This window comes from Pseudomonas sp. G5001 (assembly GCF_013385475.1).
Taxonomy (GTDB): Bacteria; Pseudomonadota; Gammaproteobacteria; order Pseudomonadales; family Pseudomonadaceae; genus Aquipseudomonas.
On sequence record NZ_JACAPZ010000007.1, the window covers coordinates 126,167 to 145,424 of the forward strand.

Annotated in this window: 16 protein-coding genes; 14 read left to right on the plus strand and 2 right to left on the minus strand. The window is 61.5% G+C overall.

What is annotated here, in order from left to right:
* From waaC to HX805_RS06515, 6 genes are read left to right on the plus strand one after another with little or no spacing between them, the layout of a single operon-like run.
* Positions 1 to 1,059 (plus strand): lipopolysaccharide heptosyltransferase I, encoded by a 1,059-nt coding sequence (gene waaC / locus HX805_RS06490; RefSeq protein WP_177080403.1) that lies wholly within the window; start codon positions 1 to 3, stop codon positions 1,057 to 1,059.
* A complete protein-coding gene (locus HX805_RS06495) occupies positions 1,059 to 2,183 on the plus strand; it encodes a glycosyltransferase family 4 protein (RefSeq protein ID WP_003209448.1) in 1,125 nt (374 codons plus the stop codon). The genes waaC and HX805_RS06495 overlap by 1 nt, the downstream gene beginning before the upstream one ends.
* Positions 2,180 to 2,986 carry a lipopolysaccharide core heptose(I) kinase RfaP gene (gene rfaP / locus HX805_RS06500; RefSeq protein WP_177080402.1) on the plus strand — a complete coding sequence of 269 codons (807 nt, stop codon included), beginning with the start codon at positions 2,180 to 2,182 and terminating at the stop codon, positions 2,984 to 2,986. The genes HX805_RS06495 and rfaP overlap by 4 nt, the downstream gene beginning before the upstream one ends.
* Positions 2,986 to 3,720 (plus strand): lipopolysaccharide kinase InaA family protein, encoded by a 735-nt coding sequence (locus HX805_RS06505; protein ID WP_003209451.1) that lies wholly within the window; start codon positions 2,986 to 2,988, stop codon positions 3,718 to 3,720. The genes rfaP and HX805_RS06505 overlap by 1 nt, the downstream gene beginning before the upstream one ends.
* Positions 3,717 to 4,469 (plus strand): lipopolysaccharide kinase InaA family protein, encoded by a 753-nt coding sequence (locus HX805_RS06510; protein WP_008439156.1) that lies wholly within the window; start codon positions 3,717 to 3,719, stop codon positions 4,467 to 4,469. The genes HX805_RS06505 and HX805_RS06510 overlap by 4 nt, the downstream gene beginning before the upstream one ends.
* Positions 4,469 to 5,911, plus strand: a complete 1,443-nt coding sequence (locus HX805_RS06515; protein ID WP_177116709.1) for a lipopolysaccharide kinase InaA family protein — start codon at positions 4,469 to 4,471, stop codon at positions 5,909 to 5,911. The genes HX805_RS06510 and HX805_RS06515 overlap by 1 nt, the downstream gene beginning before the upstream one ends.
* A 66-nt stretch (positions 5,912 to 5,977) precedes the next feature.
* On the opposite strand, the gene HX805_RS06520 is transcribed toward HX805_RS06515, so the two are convergent.
* A complete protein-coding gene (locus tag HX805_RS06520; RefSeq protein WP_177116710.1) occupies positions 5,978 to 8,068 on the minus strand; it encodes a TonB-dependent receptor in 2,091 nt (696 codons plus the stop codon).
* A 157-nt stretch (positions 8,069 to 8,225) separates the two neighbouring features.
* Here HX805_RS06520 and HX805_RS06525 point away from each other — a divergent pair, with 157 nt between their 5' ends.
* From HX805_RS06525 to HX805_RS06555, 7 genes are all read left to right on the plus strand, one after another.
* Positions 8,226 to 8,558, plus strand: a complete 333-nt coding sequence (locus HX805_RS06525) for a YceK/YidQ family lipoprotein (protein WP_177116711.1) — start codon at positions 8,226 to 8,228, stop codon at positions 8,556 to 8,558.
* A 53-nt stretch (positions 8,559 to 8,611) separates the two neighbouring features.
* Positions 8,612 to 8,965, plus strand: a complete 354-nt coding sequence (locus HX805_RS06530) for a YceK/YidQ family lipoprotein (protein WP_008439144.1) — start codon at positions 8,612 to 8,614, stop codon at positions 8,963 to 8,965.
* 154 nt (positions 8,966 to 9,119) lie between these two features.
* Positions 9,120 to 10,877 (plus strand): carbamoyltransferase, encoded by a 1,758-nt coding sequence (locus HX805_RS06535; protein WP_008439143.1) that lies wholly within the window; start codon positions 9,120 to 9,122, stop codon positions 10,875 to 10,877.
* Entirely contained in the window at positions 10,878 to 11,774 is an 897-nt protein-coding gene (locus HX805_RS06540) for a GNAT family N-acetyltransferase (RefSeq protein ID WP_177080399.1), read from the plus strand.
* Entirely contained in the window at positions 11,771 to 13,177 is a 1,407-nt protein-coding gene (locus HX805_RS06545; protein ID WP_177116712.1) for a PIG-L deacetylase family protein, read from the plus strand. Before HX805_RS06540 ends, HX805_RS06545 begins: the two co-directional genes overlap by 4 nt.
* A gap of 85 nt (positions 13,178 to 13,262) precedes the next feature.
* Positions 13,263 to 14,411, plus strand: coding sequence for a glycosyltransferase family 4 protein (locus tag HX805_RS06550; protein WP_134325632.1), 1,149 nt, complete (start codon positions 13,263 to 13,265; stop codon positions 14,409 to 14,411).
* Positions 14,408 to 15,292: a glycosyltransferase gene (locus tag HX805_RS06555; protein WP_102604281.1), complete on the plus strand. Its 885-nt coding sequence runs from the start codon at positions 14,408 to 14,410 to the stop codon at positions 15,290 to 15,292. The genes HX805_RS06550 and HX805_RS06555 overlap by 4 nt, the downstream gene beginning before the upstream one ends.
* Before the next feature lie 66 nt (positions 15,293 to 15,358).
* Here the strand turns inward: HX805_RS06555 and HX805_RS06560 are convergent, their stop codons facing one another.
* Entirely contained in the window at positions 15,359 to 17,236 is a 1,878-nt protein-coding gene (locus HX805_RS06560) for an O-antigen ligase family protein (RefSeq protein ID WP_008439137.1), read from the minus strand.
* Positions 17,237 to 17,395: 159 nt separating this feature from the next.
* Between HX805_RS06560 and msbA the strand changes: the two genes are divergently transcribed.
* Positions 17,396 to 19,201, plus strand: a complete 1,806-nt coding sequence (msbA, locus tag HX805_RS06565; RefSeq protein WP_003209481.1) for a lipid A export permease/ATP-binding protein MsbA — start codon at positions 17,396 to 17,398, stop codon at positions 19,199 to 19,201.
* Positions 19,202 to 19,258 lie beyond the last annotated feature (57 nt).

A 19,258-nucleotide genomic window follows, 5' to 3' on the forward strand; every position in this document is an offset into this window, starting at 1 on the left:
TTGCGGGTTCTGGTAATCAAGACCTCATCCCTGGGCGATGTGATTCATGCCTTGCCGGCGTTGACCGACGCGGCGCGGGCGATCCCGGGCATCCGGTTTGACTGGGTGGTGGAAGAAGGCTTCGCCGAGATTCCCACCTGGCACCCGGCGGTGGACAAGGTGATCCCGGTGGCGATCCGCCGCTGGCGCAAGAACCTCTGGCAGACCTTCAAGAGTGGCGAATGGCGGCGCTTCAAGAAGAGCGTGCAGTCGACCAAATATGACCTGGTGATCGACGCCCAGGGCCTGCTGAAAAGTGCCTGGCTGACCCGCTACGTACGTGCCCCGGTGGCCGGTTTCGACAAACAGTCGGCTCGCGAGCCATTGGCGGCGCACTTCTATTCCCGGCGCCTGGCCGTGGCCCGTGGGCAGCACGCGGTGGAGCGCTTGCGCCAGCTGTTTGCCGTCGCCCTCGGTTATGACCTGCCAAAAGGCCTGGGCGACTACGGCCTCAGTGTCGACAAGCTGCTGGGCCTGCCGCCGAAAAAACCGTTTGTACTGCTGCTGCACGGCACCACCTGGGACACCAAGCACTGGCCGGAAGCCTACTGGCGCGACCTGGCCGAACGCATGGACCGCTTTGGCGTGGACGTGAAGTTGCCGTGGGGCAATGCCGCCGAAAAAGCCCGGGCTGAACGCCTGGCCCAGGGCCTGAAAAACGCCGAAGTGCTGCCCAAGCTGAACCTCGCGGGCGTGGCCCGGGTGCTGGCGGGTGCGAAGGCGTGTGTCGCGGTCGACACCGGCCTTGGCCACTTGGCCGCAGCGCTGGATGTGCCAACGATTTCCTTGTTCGGCCCTACCAATCCTGGCCTGACCGGGGCTTATGGCAAGGCGCAGATTCACCTGGCCAGCGACTTCCCGTGTGCGCCATGCCTGCAAAAGAAATGCACTTATCAACCGACTGCCGAAGACCAGCGTCGGTTCGATCTCAAGCGCGAGTGGCCCCTGTGCTTCACTCGCCTGAACCCTGAGCGTGTCGCAACTCGTTTAAGCACGTTGTTACTGGCTGAGGAACACTGATGCAACTGGCTTTTGTCCTCTACAAATATTTCCCCTTTGGTGGCCTGCAGCGCGACTTCATGCGTATTGCCCTGGAGTGCCAGCAGCGCGGGCATCAGATTCGCGTCTATACGCTGATCTGGGAGGGTGACGTGCCGCCGGGCTTTGAAGTACTGGTGGCGCCGGTCAAGGCGCTGGTCAACCATCGGCGCAATGAAAAGCTCTACGCCTGGATCCAGGCCGACCTGGCCAAGCGCCCGGTGGACCGCGTGGTGGGCTTCAACAAGATGCCGGGGCTGGACCTGTACTTCGCCGCCGACGGCGTGTTCGAAGACAAGGCGCAGAACCTGCGCAACCCGATGTATCGCTGGTTCGGCCGGTACAAGCACTTTGCCGAATACGAGCGTGCAGTGTTCGACAAAGACGCCAAGACGCAGATCATGGTGCTGTCCGAACACCAGCAGCAGCTGTTCACCCAGTATTACGGGACCCAGGCCGAGCGTTTTCATTTGTTGCCGCCGGGCATCGCCCGCGACCGCCGCGCGCCGCCCAATGCTGCCGAGATCCGCGCCGAGTTTCGTCGCGAATTCGGCCTGGCCGACGATGATTTGCTGCTGGTGCAGATTGGCTCGGGCTTCAAGACCAAGGGCGTCGATCGCAGCCTCAAGGCCGTGGCCGCGCTGCCGTCGAGCCTGAAGAAACGCACCCGGCTATTTGTAATCGGCCAGGACGACCCCAAAGTATTCCAATTGCAGAGTGCTGCGCTGGGCCTGGGCGACCAGGTGCAGTTCTTCAAGGGCCGCAGCGATATCCCGCGCTTTCTGCTGGGCGCTGACCTGTTGATCCACCCCGCGTACAACGAGGCGGCCGGCATGGTGCTGATCGAAGCGGTGGTCGCCGGCCTCCCGGTGCTGGTGAGCAAGGTCTGCGGCTACGCGTTTTACATCGACAAGGCCCAGAGTGGGCGGGTGTTGGACGAACCGTTCGAGCAGGCCCAGCTCAACCAGTACCTGGTGGATATGCTCGACGATCCACAAGCGCGCGCGGCGTGGAGCCGCAATGGTCTGGCCTTCGCTGAGACGGCCGACCTCTATAGCATGCCGCAGTACGCTGCGGACCTGATTCTGGCGGAGCCAAACCGATGAAGTTGATTCTTGCCGAACCGTTCAAGACCCTGTGGGCCGGACGCGATGCGTTCGCCGAAGTCGAGAAGCTGGACGGCCAGGTGTTTCGTGAGCTGGCCGCGCGCCGTACCCTGCGTACGGAAGTGGAAGGCCGCCATTATTTTGTAAAGATCCACCGGGGAATTGGCTGGGGTGAAATCCTCAAGAACCTGATCACGGCCAAGTTGCCTGTCTTGGGCGCGGGCCAGGAGTGGGACGCGATCCAGCGCCTGCATGAACTCGGCGTGCCCACCATGACCGGCGTGGCCTTTGGTGAAAAGGGCAGCAACCCGGCCGACCAGCACTCGTTCATCGTCACTGAAGAGCTGGCGCCTATCGTCAGCCTTGAAGACCTGACCATGGACTGGGTCAAACAGCCGCCCGTGCCGGCGATTCGGCATGCCTTGACCCTTGAGCTTGCGCGCACCCTGAGCACGATGCACCGGGGTGGCGTGAACCACCGTGATTGCTACCTGTGCCACTTCCTGTTGCACACCGACCAACCGGTTACCGTGCACAACATCAAGCTCTCGGTGATCGACCTGCACCGTGCCCAGGTGCGTTCGAAGATTCCCCGGCGCTGGCGTGACAAGGATCTGGCGGGGCTTTACTACTCCGCCCTGGAGATCGGTTTGACCCGGCGCGACAAACTGCGGTTTCTCAAGGCCTACTTCCAGCAGCCTTTGCGCCAGATCCTGGGCGAGCAAAGCGCGCTGCTGTCGGCGCTGGAACGCATGGCCGCCAAGCTTTACGCACGCAAGCAACGATACGGGGATGCGCTCTGATGGCGGGTTGGAACCTGGAACCCGCTTACGCCGCCCTGGCGGATGACTTTGGTAGCCTGGAAGCCGTGTTCGCCCTGCAAGGCGAGCGGCTGACCCGCGATCCGTTGTCCGAAGTGATTCGCGTGGAGCGCGGCGGGGTCAACTATTACGTCAAGCGCTACGTCGGTGCAGGCAAGGGGTTGCGCCGCTATCTGGGCAAGCCACGAGTCAAGTCCGAATGGCAGAACCTCAAGCGCTTCGCCAAGTGGGGCATACCCACCGCCGATGTGATCGCCTGGGGTCTGGAGCGTAAAGGCCTGGCGTATCACCGCGGGGCGATGATCACGCGCGAGCTGCCGAAGACTGAAGACTTGTCGGCATTGGCCGAGCGCAATGACCCGCAACTGTCAGACCCGGTGTGGGTCAACAAGATCAGTCGCCAGCTCGCTGAATACACGCGGACCATGCACGACCACCGGTTTACCCACAACGATTTGAAGTGGCGCAACTTGTTGGTGGACGACCAGCAAACCCTGTACCTGATTGATTGCCCCAATGGCGATTTCTGGCGCGGGTTCTGGCTCAAGTACCGCATTACCAAGGACCTGGCCTGCCTGGACAAAGTCGCCAAGTATCACTTGTCGGCTACCCAGCGCCTGCGCTTCTACATGCAATACCGTCAGCGCAAACACTTGAGCGCGGCGGACAAACAGCGAATTCGCCACGTGGTGAAGTTTTTCGAGGGGCGAGAATGAGTGATTTCCTGGCGGCCGAAGATCGAGCATTGCTTGAGCGCAACGGCCTCGGCACTTTCGACGCGCTGTGGGCCAAGCAACTGGACGCGGTGGACGAGCCCAATACCAGCCGCGGCGGCTGGAGCAGCGTGTTTCGCCTCGAACTCGAAGGCCAGGGCTACTACCTCAAGCGCCAGAGCAACTACCTGACGCGCACCTTGCACCGCCCGTTTGGCGAGCCGAGTTTTGCTCGCGAATTTCGTAATATCAGCCGCTATCGGCAATTGGGTATTCCGGCATTGCAGGCGGCGTTTTTCGGTGAGCGCAAAGTGGCCGGAGAGCATCGGGCGATGTTGCTGACCCGGGCGCTGGATGGTTGGAATGACCTGGATTCATTGCTGGAGCAATGGTCTGAGTTGAGCGACGTGCAGCAGCGGGCAATCCTGCTGGCCTGCGGTCAGCTTGCTCGTCAGTTGCACAGCGTGGGCCAGGTGCATGGCTGTTTTTATCCCAAGCATATTTTCCTGCAAGCCACCGGCGACGGGTATGCGGCACAGTTGATCGACCTGGAGAAAACCCGCCCGCTGCTGTTCGGCTGGCGTGACCGGGTCAAGGACCTGGAACCGCTGTTGCGCCGTGCGCCGCAATGGTCGGACGATCAGGTTCGCCAGCTGTTGGCGGCCTACCTGGACCAGCCGCAGGACAGCGCATTGGTTGCCACCTGGCACCAGCGCCTGGCGGCCCGGCGCAGTCACAAGGAGAACCGCTGATGCGTTTGTCCGAACTGAAAAATGCCGGCCGCACGCCAAGCCTGCCCCTGAGCATCGAACTGGCAGACGCTGCCGGGCCTGGGCAGTTGCAACTGCTGAGCCTGCTGCGGGTATTGCCGGGCCAGCGTTATGTCGGCGCAGCTGTGTGGCGCGGGCGCCCGGTGCTGGCCAAATTGTTGGTGGGCAGCAAGGCGGCGCGGCATTTTCAGCGTGAACTCAAGGGCGTGCGGTTGTTGGCCGAACAAGGCCTGACCACACCGCTGTTGCTGGCCGATGGTCTGCAAGAGGGTGAGGGCGGTTGGCTGCTGTTCGAGTTTCTTGAAGGCGCCGACAGCCTGGCTGATGCTTGGCAGGCTGTTGAACACCTGCCGCCGCTGGCTGACCAGCAGCAAGCGGTGCTCGCCGAAGCGCTGGGTGCGATTGCGCAGATGCACGCCAAGGGCCTGTGGCAGGAAGACCTGCACCTGGACAACCTGCTGCGTCAGGACGGCAAACTATATTTGATCGACGGCGCCGGGATCTGTGTCGAAGAAGTGGGCAAACCGCTGTCGCGTAACCGGGTGCTGGAAAACCTTGGGGTGTTTTTCGCGCAGTTGCCGAAAAACCTCGAGCCGTTTACCGAAGAGTTGCTGGTGTATTACCTGCTGAGCAATGGCGAACACGCGTTGCCGCTCGAAGCGTTGCAGAAGCAGGTACGCAAGGTCAGCGTCTGGCGCTTGAAGGACTTCCTGAGCAAGGTTGGCCGGGAGTGCACGCTGTTCAGCGTCGTGCGCGGGCCGTTCGCCCTGCGCGCGACTCGTCGTGAGGAAGAAGCGGCGATGCTGCCGGTGCTGGCGCAGGCCGATGCGCTGCTCGACCAGGGCCACCTGTATAAAACCGGCGGGGCGGCCAGTGTCGCCAAGGTCGAGGTGGCCGGTCGACCACTCGTGATCAAGCGCTACAACATCAAGAGTTTTGCCCATTGGCTCAAGCGCTTCTGGCGCCCGAGCCGGGCCTGGCATTCGTGGCGCGAAGGCAATCGCCTGGCGTTCCTCGGCATCGCCACGCCCAAGCCGCTGGCGTTGCTGGAAAAGCGCTTGCTGTGGCTGCGCAGCCGCGCGTATCTGGTGACCGAGTACCTGCCGGGGCCGGACATCATCGAGCGGTTCGCGCCGTATGTTGAGAGTGGCGAGGCACCCGAGGCCGAATTGCAGGCCCTAGATAATTTGTTCGCAGAGTTGATCCGCGAGCGCATCAGCCATGGGGATTTCAAGGGGCATAACCTGTTCTGGCACACGGATCGCTGGGCGCTGATCGACCTGGATTCGATGTGTCAGCACACGTCCTTGAGCAGCTTCGCTCCGGCATATGCCAGGGATCGGGCAAGGTTTATGCGTAACTGGCCTGAGAGCAGTGCGTTGTATCGGGTGATTGATCAGCGGTTGCCAAAGGCAGTGGGCTAGGGGTTTAGGGCCGCTGCGCGGCCCAACGGGAGCAAGCTCCCTCGCCACAAGTTCAATGGTCAGTTTCTAAAATGTGTACTCGGCGCCTGCGCCGGCGTACCAGGAGCGTCCCGGCGCTGCTTCGTAATAGCGGCCGTTGCCGTCTCCGACGATGACCGACCCTACGTACTGGCGATCCAGCAAGTTATCCAGGCGCAAGGTCTGGTGAAAGGTCCAGTGCTCCACCTTCTGCTCAAACCGCGCGCGCCAGTTGAATACGCTGTAGCCCGGTGCCGCGTGTTGCTGGTTGGTGTCTTCGACGTAGACCTTGCTGCGGTACATGCCTTCCACGGCGGTGCTGACCCAGTCCCGGGGTTTCCAGTTGAGCTCTGCGAATAGTGTGGTTTGTGGCACACCGGGGAGGTAGTTGCCTTTGTCCACCGGTTTGCCGCCGCCGATGAAGTCGCTGTCGTAGGTGGCTTGCAGGCGGGTGTAGGCGATGTTGGTGCTCCACTGCTCGCTGAGCTGGCTTTCGATGCCCAGCTCGAAGCCGCGGCGCAGGGTGCGGCCGGCGTTCTGGTAGCTGGTGCGGCCGCCGATCGATTGGTCCACCACCAGCTCGTCCTCGGTGGTGATCTGGAAGACAGCGGCGTTGACCCGGGTGTCGTTCAACTGTGCCTTCACGCCCACTTCATACTGCGTGCTTTCCGACGGCTTCAGGCCGAAGTTGAACCCTTCGATGTTGCCCGGCGCGTACGCCAGTTCCGCCTGGGTTGGCGTCTCGAACCCCTTGCCGGCACTGACGTAGCCGTGCAGGTCGGGCGTGAAGGCGTACATCACGCTCACGGACGGTGTGTTCTTCTGATAGGTCTTGTTGCCGCTGGAGTCGCCGTTGCTCAGGAACTGGTCGTCGACATCCAGTTCCATGGTGCTGTGGCGTACCCCGGCTTGCAGGGTCCAGCGATTGATGGCCCAGTTGGCCTGGATGTAGGGGTCGAGGCTGCGGGCGGTGTCGATTTCATCCCGGCGCAACTGGCCTTTTACGCCAAGGGTGCTGCCGCTGTAGTTCTGGTAGCCGTGGCGGCTGTCTTCGCTCTGGTCGAAATCCAGGCCGGTGATGATCATCAGCTCGCCCGGCACGCTGTCGACCGGTTGCATCCAGCGCACGGAGCCGCCGTAGAACTTGCGGTCGAACTGCACCACGCCGCCGCCGCGTTCGTTGGCGGGCGTTCCCTTGGGAATCGACAGGTACTGAATCACGCTCCGCCGCCCGGTATAGGCATTCACCTGCAGTGTGGCATCACCGAAATACCGCTCGTAATTCATCCCCAGTTGCTGGTGGTCGATGCTTTTGCGGGTGTTGTATAGCTCGGCGGCGCTGCTGACTGAGCGCGGGTCGGCCTTGTACGCATCCCACGCCTGCCCCAGCGGATCCTGCGTGCCGTTCTGTTCCAGGCTGCTGTAGATCAGCGCCAGTTTGCTGTCTTCATCGGGCTCGAAATTGAGCTTGGCAAAGGTCTGGTCGCGGCGGGCGCTGCTGTGGTCGCGATAACCGTCGGTGTCCATGCGCGAGGCGTCCAGCACGAAGCCTGCGCCGTCTGCCGCGCCTTCGGCGGTGAGGTGGTTCTTGCTCAGGCCGTCACTGCCCACCAGCGTCTCGGCACCGATGCGCGGCGGGCCTTCGCCGTTGCGGGAGAACATTTGGATCACGCCGCCGGCATTGCTGCCATACAGCGTGGCGGCCGGGCCGCGCAGGACTTCGATGCGCTCGGCGGTGTCGAGGTTGAACGTCGCCGCCTGGCCCTGACCGTCCGGGGTGCTGGCGGGTATGCCGTCGGCGATCAGCTTGATACCGCGCACACCAAATGCCGAGCGGGCACCGAAGCCACGGGAGGAAATCTGCAAGTCCTGGGCGTAGTTCTGGCGATTTTGAACCACCAGGCCGGGCACGCGGGACAGTGCCTCTGAAGCATTGATGCCCAGTTGGCCATCGCTGATTTGCTCACGGCTGATGCTGTCCACCGAATACGGCAGGTCAAACGACGGGCTGGCACTGCGCGAACCGGTGACCACGCTGGGGTCCAGGACCAGTGGCGCTTCATCGGCCTGGGCGCTGCTGTACAGGCCAAGCAGTCCGGGAAGCAGCATCGCAAATCGAGTGGGTACAACAACTTTCATGAGTAAACCAGCATCCATGGCGCACAAAAGTGCGCGAGTTTAACGATTCAGCCAGCTTTTGCCATTTCGGAATCTTCTTACATGGCGCGGCGGTGCGTGGGGTCTGGGTCACCAACAGGGCCGATGTTAGCGTTGCTGGCCATTCAGAGGGCTTGCCATGACGCTAAAAATGATTGCTGCGCTAAGCATTGGAATCCTTGTGTTGAGCGGCTGCGGAACGGCCAATACGCTGTTGCGTGAAGACGCGGCGGCGGCACGTGAACTCAGGAAGCAAAAAACCTACTGCCAGTCGATTCCCCGTATCTACAGCGGGGTTGCCTTTGATTTCTGCCTGCTGCACGCCGCGCCGGACCTCACTGGCGTGCTGATGCCATTCGTTCTATTGGATATAACGGTCTCGGGCATTGTTGATACAGTGGTCCTGCCCTATACGGTCTACAAGCAAGGTACCGATGGCAACATCAGTATCTATTGGCGCCCGGGTTCATAAACGGATCCGGCAAGGTTGTATGGGGCAGGGATGAATGCCCACACTTATGCCAAATGGAGTTGTCCGTGAGTCTTGCAACCAGAGTCCTTCTCGCCGCTGTACTGGTATCCACCACCGGTTGCGGCACCATCAACACGGTGTTTCGCCCGGACGCCGTTGCCAGCCAGAACCTCAAGGAATCGCGCAGTTATTGTGAAAACGTGCCGCGTATCTACAGTGGGGTGATCTACGGTTTCTGCACCTTGAACGGCGCGCCCGACACCACCAAAGAGCACACGCGCGATGCCTCCGGCTCCCTGCCGATCTTCGCCGCCGAGCTCGTGGCCTCCGGCTTGCTCGACACCCTTGTGCTGCCCTACACGGTCTACCGCCAGAACAGGGACGGCAGCATCGAGATTTTCCGCTAGGCCTGCAGTGACAACCGGTCGCCACAATCCCTAGATCATCCCGCGCCGTGTTTACGCTATAATCCCGCCCTTTAGCTGTTTCTCGCCCAGGCGGGGAGCACACTTTTTTCAGGCGTGACGCGCCTGCATGCAGACTAAAAGAGGCTAGACCCCTGTGGCATTGACGATTCTTGGCCTGTCCGGCGCCCTTAGCCATGATCCTTCCGCAGCCTTGTACATCGACGGCAAGCTGATCGCTGCCGCCGAAGAAGAGCGCTTCGTGCGCGACAAACATGCAAAGAACCGCATGCCCTACGAGTCGGCGAAGTTCTGCCTGGAACAAGCCGGTATCAAGCCTTCCGACGTTGATGTGGTGGCGATTCCGTTCGCCCCCATCAGCCTGTTCGGCGAGGCCCGCTGGCACTATGCCAAGCGTTACTGGTACGCCCCGGACCGCGCCCTCGACGCGATCCTGATGGGCAACCGTCGCTACAAGCGCTATCGCAACAAGATCGTCTGGTGCCTGGAGCAACTGGGCTTCGATCCGAAGAAAATCAAGATCGAACCGGTTGAACACCATCTGGCTCACGCGTCCAGTGCCTACCACTGCTCGGGCTTCCAGGAGAAGACCGCGATCCTCGGGATCGACGGCAAGGGCGAGTACGCCACCACCTTCTTCGGCTACGGCGAAAACGGCAAGATCCACAAGATCAAGGAATTCTACGATCCGGACTCCCTCGGCGGCCTGTATGGCGCGATCACCGAGTTCCTCGGTTTCGAGATGCTCGACGGTGAGTTCAAGGTCATGGGCATGGCGCCGTATGGCGATGCCAGCAAGTACGATTTCTCGCGCCTGGCCTCCTTTGAAAACGGCGAGCTGGTGATCAACACCGACTACGCCAACGTCATCGGCCTGCGCCGCTACAAAGAGAAGGGCAAGGGTTTCTACTTCTCGCCAAAACTGATCGAGTGGCTGGGTCCGAAGCGCGAAGGCGATATCGCCGACGAGCCGTACATCCACTACGCGGCCAGCATGCAGGCGCTGTTCGAGAAGCTGGCGTTGCAGATGATCGACCATTACCTGGGCGACATCCTCAAAGACACCGGCAAGCTGGCGTTTGCCGGCGGCTGTGCGCTGAACGTCAAGCTGAACCAGAAGATCATTGCCCGCGACGACGTCAAGGAGCTGTTCGTGCAGCCGGCGTCCGGCGATGCCGGTACTGCGGTGGGTGCAGCCGCCTACGTGTCTCACGCCCGTGGCGTACCGGTTGAGAAGATGGAACACGTCTATCTCGGCCCGTCCTACAGCAACGAAGACGTGATCGCGGCGTGCGCCAAGCACGAGAGCAAGCCGGTCTGGCGCAAGATTGAAAACATGCCCAAGCGCATCGCCAGGATCATGGTCGACGGCAACCCGGTGGCCTGGTTCCAGGGCCGCATGGAGTTTGGCCCGCGTGCCCTGGGCGGTCGTTCGATCATCGGTTGCCCAAGCGCCACCGGCGTGGCTGACCGGATCAACCACCAGATCAAGTTCCGCGAGCGCTGGAGGCCTTTCTGCCCGTCGATGCTCGACACCGTTGCGCCACAGATGATCAAGGTCGATCACCCGGCGCCGTTCATGACCTTCACTTTTGAAGTGTCGGAAGAGTGGAAAACCCGCGTGCCGGAAGTGGTCCATGAAGATGGTACCTCCCGTGCCCAGGTGCTCAAGCGCGAATACAACCCGCGCTACTACGACATGATGAAAGAACTGGAAGTACTGACCGGCAATGGTGTGTCGCTGAACACCTCGCTCAACCGTCGTGGCGAAGCGATGATCTGCTCGCCGACCGACGCGCTGAACATGTTCTTCGGTTCCGACCTGCAGTACCTGATCATGGAAGACATCCTCGTGGTCAAGGACGGCGTGGACCCTTATGACGCCGTGGTCTAAATGCTGAACCGCTTCCAGGGCTGGCGTGAACGTGGCTGGACGCCTGTCGAGGCCGAGGTTTACGCCCAGGCCTGGCAGCGTTTTGGCGGCAGCGTGGCGACTCATCCGCAGATCGTCGAGCGGCTGGCGCACCTGGCGCAGATTCCGGTGCGCTACCTGGGCTGGGAGCAGGACGGTGAGCTGAAGGGCGCAATTGCTACCTGGGGGCGCGACCTGGCCCTGTCCAAGGACGTGCTCAAGCGCAAAGGCAAAAAAGGCCTGTTTGATCTGGGTAACGCCGAGATCATCCTGCCGATTGCCGCCGATGCGCAGGTGCCGTTGCGCCATCGCGCGCGTTATCTCTCTGCATTGAATGAAGGGCGCGTGAGCACCCTCAGGCCCCAGGCCGAGCAGTTGGCCATGGCGCGCACACCGGAAGAGCTGTCGAAGAAGTTTCGCTACAACCAGCGCCGCGAACTGCGTTTGCTGGAAGAGGCGGGCGGCGTGGTAAGGGCGGTCGGCGAGTTTTCCAGCCGCGAACTGGCGGCGATTTACTGCGACCTGTTCCAGCGGCGCTGGGGTTTCCCGGCGGCGGGTGCCGAGCGCTTGGCCGAGGTGCTGGAGTTGCTCAAGGAATTCCTGTTCGGCTCGGTGCTGTTTCTCAATGACGCTGCGATTGCCGTGCAACTGGTGTATCAGGTGCAGGCGCCGCAGTGGGTCAGCGCCGAATACGTCAACGGCGGTGTCGACCCTGAAACCAATGCGTTCAGCCCCGGCAGCGTGCTGAGTTTCCTCAATACCCAAAGTGCCTGGGAGCAAGCGCGGGCGAGCGACAAGCCGCTGCGTTTCTCCTTCGGGCGTTCCGACCGTGAATACAAGGAGCGCTGGTGCAACCCGGTGCCGGTGTTCAGCGTATGAGTCGCAAACAGCAATTGCTCAAGCAGCACCGGCGCAACAAGCGTATTGCGCTGTTGGTGGGCCTGTTGCTATTGGTGGCTGTCGGTGTGCTGGTGGCCTGGTGGTTGCCACTGGTGCTGGCCGTGGTGCTGTGGGCCGCACATGAGGCCTGGTTTGCCGATCATCTGTTCTACTCGCCGAAAGACGATTATGAGTACGCGTTTCCTGAGGGGAGCGAGTGCGCGGGCCTGCGTCTTGAAGCCGGGCGCCTGCTGTTGGACACGCCTCTGGTGGGCGATGAAACCCTGATCGTCGGGATTGAACTCAAAAGCTCTTGGCTCGGGCGTTTTCTCGATCCAGCGGTGGACGTGTCGGGCCTGGATGCACCCGACCGGCAAGTCTTCGAGCGTGGTCTTTCAGGCCGGCGTTACCTCAACCTGACGGGCATGGGCGAAGCACTCGCCGGCGGTAAGCTGCGCTTGCGCGGGCGCTTCTGCCGGATCAAGGGGCAGCCGAAGCTCTGGTTGTTCCGCCAGCCGGACTACCGTCGCCAACGGGTGATGGTCATCGCGCCCCATGCCGACGATGCCGAATTGGCCGCTTTCAGCCTGTACAGCCAAGCCGACGAGAGCTGGATCGTCACCCTGACGGCGGGCGAAATCGAAGCCGATCACTATCAGCAGATGGGCATGCCCAAGGCCGATGCCGCACGACTCAAAGGCCGCCTGCGTGCCTGGGACAGCGTCACCGTGCCGCGTTGGGCGGGCGTTCCCGAAGCGCAGTGCGTGCAGTTGGGGTACTTCTGCATGCAGCTTGCAGCGATGCAGGCCGCACCGGATCAGCCCCAGGCTTCCCGGGAAGCCCAGTTGGACGATACGCGGCTGTTTCGCCAGTTCAATGCCCTGGCCTTGCCCGGGGATGTGGACGGCGCCCCGACCTGGAATAACCTGATTGCCGACCTGCGGGCATTGCTGCTCAAGGCGCGCCCGCAGGTGATCGTGTTGCCGACGCCGTTGCTGGATCCGCACCCGGATCACATCTGCGCCCACGCCGCGATTCTCGAAGCCTTGCAAGGCCTGGAGTGGCAACCGGGCACGTTGCTCGGCTACGCCAACCACCTGCATGATAACGATCGTTGGCCCATGGGTGATTCGGGCGCTGGCGTGGCCTTGCCGCCGCGTTTTGATGCCTCTCGTGAACTGGTGCCTTGCAGTTTGCCGCTGACGCTCAGCCAGCAGCAGGACAAGGCCATGGCCCTGGGCATGATGCACGACTTGCAGCCGCGGGCGCCGTTCAAGCGCCGCGTGCGCAGGTGGTTGCAGCAATTATTGGCGGGCCGTAGTCCATCGCCTTACGGAGAGAATGAGTTCTTCCGCAAGGCGGTGCGCCGTCATGAGTTGCTCTGGGTGTTGAAGCAGGATTGAGACCTTATTGAAGGCAGGCTTGCAGCGCCTGCCGCCCCTTTTCGCCGGGCTGCGCGCCCGCAGCCAGATTGCAGCATGGAGAGTTATGAAACCTCGTTTCAAGGTTTTGCAGTTACAGCCGGACTACAACGTCAAGACCCACGACTTCGCCGACCTCGGCGAGCAGATCGTCAAGGCCTTGCCGGCTGAACGTTTCGAGGTCACATCCGGGTTCCTCAGCGGCCGCCCGCTGCCCGGCCAGCCCCTGAGCGTGGCTGAGCACTCCCATTATTTCGAGTTGCCGGAAAAGTCCCTCAAGGGCATTCGTTTCGGCGCGATGTGGCAGATCTACAAATATTGCCGCGAGCAGAAATTCGACGTGGTCATCTGTAACCGCTTCAAGTCGGTGAACATGATGCTGTCGCTCAACCGCTGGTTGAAGATCCCCCTGTGCATCGGCATTTCCCACGGTTTTGGCGAGTACGCCCGGGGCTACCGCCGGCGCCAGACGCAGAAGTGGGTCAGCCCGGCGTGGCGATTCGTCGGGGTGTCGGCAGCGGTCAGGGATTACCTGGTGGACCTCAACTGCGGGTTCACCCGCGAAAACACCACCTTTGTCACCAATGCCATCGACATCCCCCAGGCCGAAGCCTTGCAGTTGCCACGGGATGAAGCGCGCGAGGCCCTGGGCCTGCCGCTGGATGCACGGATGATTGGCGCCCTGGGCCGCCTGGTGCCGATCAAGGGCCACACCCATTTGTTGCAAGCGTTCGCCACCCTCAAGGACAAATACCCTGAGGCCCAGGTGGGGATCATCGGCTCCGGCCGCGCCGAAGCTGACCTGCGCGCCGATATCGAGCGCCTGGGCCTGACCGGCCGTGCGCACCTGCTGGGCTTTCGCGAAGATGGCATGAAGTATGTGCGCGGTTTCGACATCTGGACCATGCCGTCGTTGTTCGAAGGCCTGGGCCTGGCGCTGCTGGAAGGCATGAGCGGCCATCTGCCGGTCATCGCCTCCAATGGCCCGGCGATGCTGCCGTTGGTGCAAGGTGCCGGCGGCCTCTCCCATGATCCGGGCAATGTCGAGCAGTTGGCGGCAGCACTGGACACTTACCTGGCGCTGAGCGACGAAGAGCTGCGTGCCAAGGGTGAGCAAGTGTTCCGCTACCTGGAAGAAAACCACACCCTGGACGAGTTCCGGCACAAGTATTTGAACCTGATCGAAACCGGTCTGCGTGAAGTAGGTAAAGCATGAGTCTGCAGCAACCCCTGGTCACTGTGATCATCGCCTCCTACAACCACGGGCCGTACATCGAGCAGAGCATTCTCAGTGTGCTCGGCCAGACCTACCCCAACATCGAGTTGCTGGTGGTAGACGATGGCTCCAGGGATGACAGCGTGGAGCGCATCCAGCGCTTGCAGGCCGAACACGGGTTTGATTTCCAGGTGCAGCAGAACCAGGGCCTGACCAATACCCTGAACGGTGCCATCGCTCGCGCCAAAGGCAGCCTGATCGCGCCATTCGGCTCCGATGACATCATGCTGCCCGAGCGCATCGCCACCCAGGTTGCCTACATGGAAGGCAAGCCGAAGGTGGGCATTTGCGCCGGCAATATCGAGTTGATTGATGGGGACGGCAAGCCATACCCGGAGAAGAAGCAGCGCCGCGACTTGCCGTTTCGCAGCCTGGATTTCGATGACCTGTTCCTCGATCGCAAGCCCTTTCCGCCGGCACCGACGCTGATGATCCGTCGGCAGGCGCTGGAAGAGGTCGGAGGGTTCGATCCGCTGATTCCGCTGGAAGACTTGCTGATCGAATTGAAGATCACCCACGCCGGGTACACCATCGACGTGTTGAACGTGGTGATGGCGCGCTATCGCCAGCACGCGACCAACACCTACAAGAATCACCGCTACATGATCCAGAACATCCTCAAGACCTACGGGTTGTTCAGCGATCATCCAGCCTACGATCAGGTTCGCTACAACTTCCTGAACTCGATGTTCCTCAAGACCGCCGACCGTGACCGCCCACTGGCGCGGGAGATCCTCAAGCAGATTCCGTTGAAGTTCTGGGGTCGCAAGACCTTGCGTGGGTTGGTGCGGCTGTACCTGGCGCCGCAGCGCAGCTCATAGGGCTTCGGCCGGGCCATTGCGTTCACCGCAATGGCCCGGGGCCTGCAACCCCGGCGCTTCAAACCATCACTTGGCCGGGTTCGCTACCTGCGCAACCGGACGATTGAGCCTGGACACCTGGTCACGGATCTTCGCCGTGGCGCTTGGCGATGCTGCCGAAGCGTAGCCAGCGGCGAGTTGTTCAAAGTGGGTTTCGAACAACCAGTTGCGGTCCTGGGGATAACGCTGCATGTGCCGCAGGTTGCGCTGGCGCAGGGCGTTACGCAGCGGCGATGGGTAGATGCGCATGTCTGCCACGTCAATCAGGCCGAACTCGCCATCATCCATCAAAAGTACGTTGCCCAGGTGCAGGGAGCGGAAGTACACGCCGCGCTCGTGGAGCTGGGCCATGAACCGGCCGAAACGTTCGATCAGCGATTCCCGCAGGCTGCTGTCCAGGCTTTGCAGGGCCTGGCGCAGGGTCAGGCCGGGCAGCGGCTGATAACGTACGGCGCTGCTCGCATCCTTTAACTGATAGAGATTGAGGATGACCGGTGATGGAATCCCCAATGCACGCAGTTGCTCGCTGTTGCTGGCAAAGCGCTCTGAATAGGGATTGAAGCTGCCTGAGGTGTACCAGCGACGAGGACGGAACAGCTTGAGGAAGCTGCCATCCTCCAGGCGCAGGACCTTGGGCCCCAGGCCATCGGCTTCGATCACGTGGGCGTTGGCGCACAGCTGTTCGAAGTCTTGCGATTTCAGGCGTTGAACCGGCATGCGCAGCAGGCTGCGGCGACGCTGGGCGATGCTCAGGCCGGCGATCAGTGCCAGCGGGATCCACAGCAGGAACCAGTGCTCTTTTGGTCGCGAGAGAATGCCGCCGCCTTCGGTCAGGCCGGCACCGATGCCATAGGCCAGCAGGGAGGAGGCCAGGATGAACAATGGCTGCGCACGTTCCTTGAGGCTTTTGTACAGGCCCCAGCCGAGCATGAATATCCACGGGATGAAGCCGATGATGCCGACGTAATAGAGCACGCCGAGGGCAAAGCTGTGGGGTTCGCGCAGTTGATTGCCGTCGGCGAGTGTCAGGTACAACTCTGAGTCGTAGCTGTGGCCGATCCAGGGGTGTTCGGCAATACGCTCAAGCGACATGCTCCAGAGTTCGAAGCGGGACGAGCTGCCACGATTGGTGATCAGTTCGGGATAGAGCAGCAGCAGCGCCGCGGCCCCCAGCGCCATACAGGCGATCAGCAGGGCCGAGCGCCGATTGCGAGTGATGAAACTTAGCCAGAGCACGGCAAGGAGCAGGGCAACCAGCGGCGTTCTCGAGCCGGTGGCCATCACTGCAGCGCCCATGATTGCCAGTGCCGGAACGCTGAACCAGAGTACGTGCGCACGCTTGGTGGTCATGCATACGTACAGCCAGTAAATGCAGAAGAAACCGAATACGTGAGAGCTCAACAGCGGATTATCAAGAGCGCCACGCCCGCCGATCATTCGCGAGCCATCCGAGAGGTGGGGAGCAAAAGCCACCAGGCTGCAGGCGCTCGATATCAGCGCAATCAGCGCGGCACAGAAGAAGATCGGCTTGAACAGTTCGCTGCGGTAATGCAGCAACAGTCCTAAGCCGACAAACAACGTGAAGGTATTCGGTGGCCGCTTGAACAGGTCGGAGTCTGTCGTGGCCTCAGGGCTCCAGAGCAGGCTGGTGAGCGCCCAGCCCGAGAAAACCAGGAAGGCAATCGCCAGCGGCTCGCGCAATACCTGCTTGAATTCCGTCGGGCGCAGGCACAGCAGCAACAGTGTCGGCGCTGCGAACAGCAGGTAGTAGAACCTGTGCAGCACGTTTCGATTGGTGACGAAGAACAGCGAACTCAGGAGCAACAACAAGCCGATGGGCAGAATCCACAAACAGAGGAAGTCGAAAACGCGATTTGAGCCATAGGTAAGGCGCTTGGAGTGCATACAGAAAAGCCGTTCCAGAATAAAGAAAGCCGACCATACTAAAGTAGTGGCTATATAATGTCGTCCGTTGGATCCAACGGGGCTGCGGTTGTGCCGCGTGCAAGTACAACAGAGAAGCTGTGCTAAAGTCAGCCTCCTTTTTCAAAACCGCCGCGTGATATGACCGACTCCAGTCCGAGCGCAAGCCCTTCGAGCTTGAAAATATACTTCCGCCTGCTCAGCTACGTTAAGCCCTATGCCGGCTTGTTCGCGTTGAGTATCGTCGGCTTTCTGATTTTCGCTTCGACCCAGCCGATGCTGGGCTACATCCTCAAGTACTTTGTCGATGGCCTGTCCAACCCTGAAGCGGTGTTGTTCCCCACGGTGCCTTTCCTGCGTGACCTGCAACTGCTGCAGGCCGTGCCGTTGCTGATCATCCTGATCGCCGCGTGGCAGGGCCTCGGTTCGTTCCTGGGCAACTACCTGCTGGCCAAGGTTTCCCTGGGCCTGGTCCACGACCTGCGGGTGCAGTTGTTCAACAACCTGCTGACCCTGCCGAACCGCTATTTCGACAATCACAACTCCGGGCACCTGATCTCCCGCATCACCTTCAACGTGACCATGGTCACCGGTGCTGCGACCGATGCCATCAAGGTGGTGATTCGCGAAGGCATGACGGTGATCTTCCTGTTCGCCTCGCTGCTGTTCATGAACTGGCGGCTGACCCTGGTGATGATCGCCATCCTGCCGTTGATTGCCGTGATGGTCAGCACCGCAAGCAAGAAATTCCGCAAGCAGAGCAAGAAGATCCAGGTTGCGATGGGGGACGTCACCCACGTTGCCTCGGAAACCATCCAGGGCTACCGCGTGGTGCGCAGCTTCGGCGGTGAGGTGTATGAGCAGAAGCGCTTCCTCAAGGCGAGCCTGAGCAACACCAACAAGCAACTGCGCATGACCCGCACCGGCGCGATCTATACGCCGGCGCTGCAACTGGTGATCTACAGCGCCATGGCAGTGTTGATGTTCCTGGTCCTGTACCTTCGCGGTGATGCGTCGGCGGGTGACATGGTCGCCTACATCACGTTGGCCGGCCTGTTGCCCAAGCCAATCCGCCAGCTGTCCGAAGTCAGCTCGACCATCCAGAAAGGCGTGGCCGGTGCCGAAAGTATTTTCGAGCAGTTGGACGAAGACGTGGAAATCGATCGCGGCACCATCGAGCGCGACAAGGTCAGCGGCCGCCTGGAAGTGCGCAACCTGAACTTCACCTACCCGGGCACCGAGCGTCATGTGCTCAAGGACATCACTTTTACCGCAGAGCCCGGGCAGATGGTTGCCCTGGTGGGGCGTTCGGGTAGCGGCAAGTCGACACTGGCCAGCCTGATCCCGCGCTTCTACCACCATGAGAGCGGTGAGATCCTGCTCGACGGCGTGGAAATCGAAGACTATCGCCTGCTCAACCTGCGTCGGCACATCGCCCAGGTGACCCAGCACGTGACCCTGTTCAGCGACACGGTGACCAACAACATCGCCTACGGTGACCTGGCCGGCGCACCGCGGGCCGATGTCGAGGCGGCAGCGGCCGATGCCTATGCCAAGGACTTCATCGACCAGTTGCCCAAGGGCTTCGACACCCAGGTCGGCGAAAACGGCGTGCTGCTGTCCGGCGGCCAGCGCCAGCGCCTGGCAATCGCCCGGGCCTTGCTCAAGAACGCGCCATTGCTGATCCTCGACGAGGCCACCTCGGCGCTGGACACCGAATCGGAGCGCCATATCCAGGCCGCCCTGGACAAGGTCATGCAAGGCCGCACGACCCTGGTGATCGCTCACCGCCTGTCGACCATCGAGAAAGCCGACCTGATCCTGGTGATGGACGATGGCCGGATAGTCGAGCGCGGTACCCACGGCGAATTGCTGGCGCAAAACGGTTACTACGCCCGACTGCATGCCATGGGCCTGGACGCGCCGATCCCGGCCGACATCACCTGATCTGCAGGAGCCGGCTTGTCGGCGATGGCCACCGCGGTTGCACTGAAAAACCGCGGT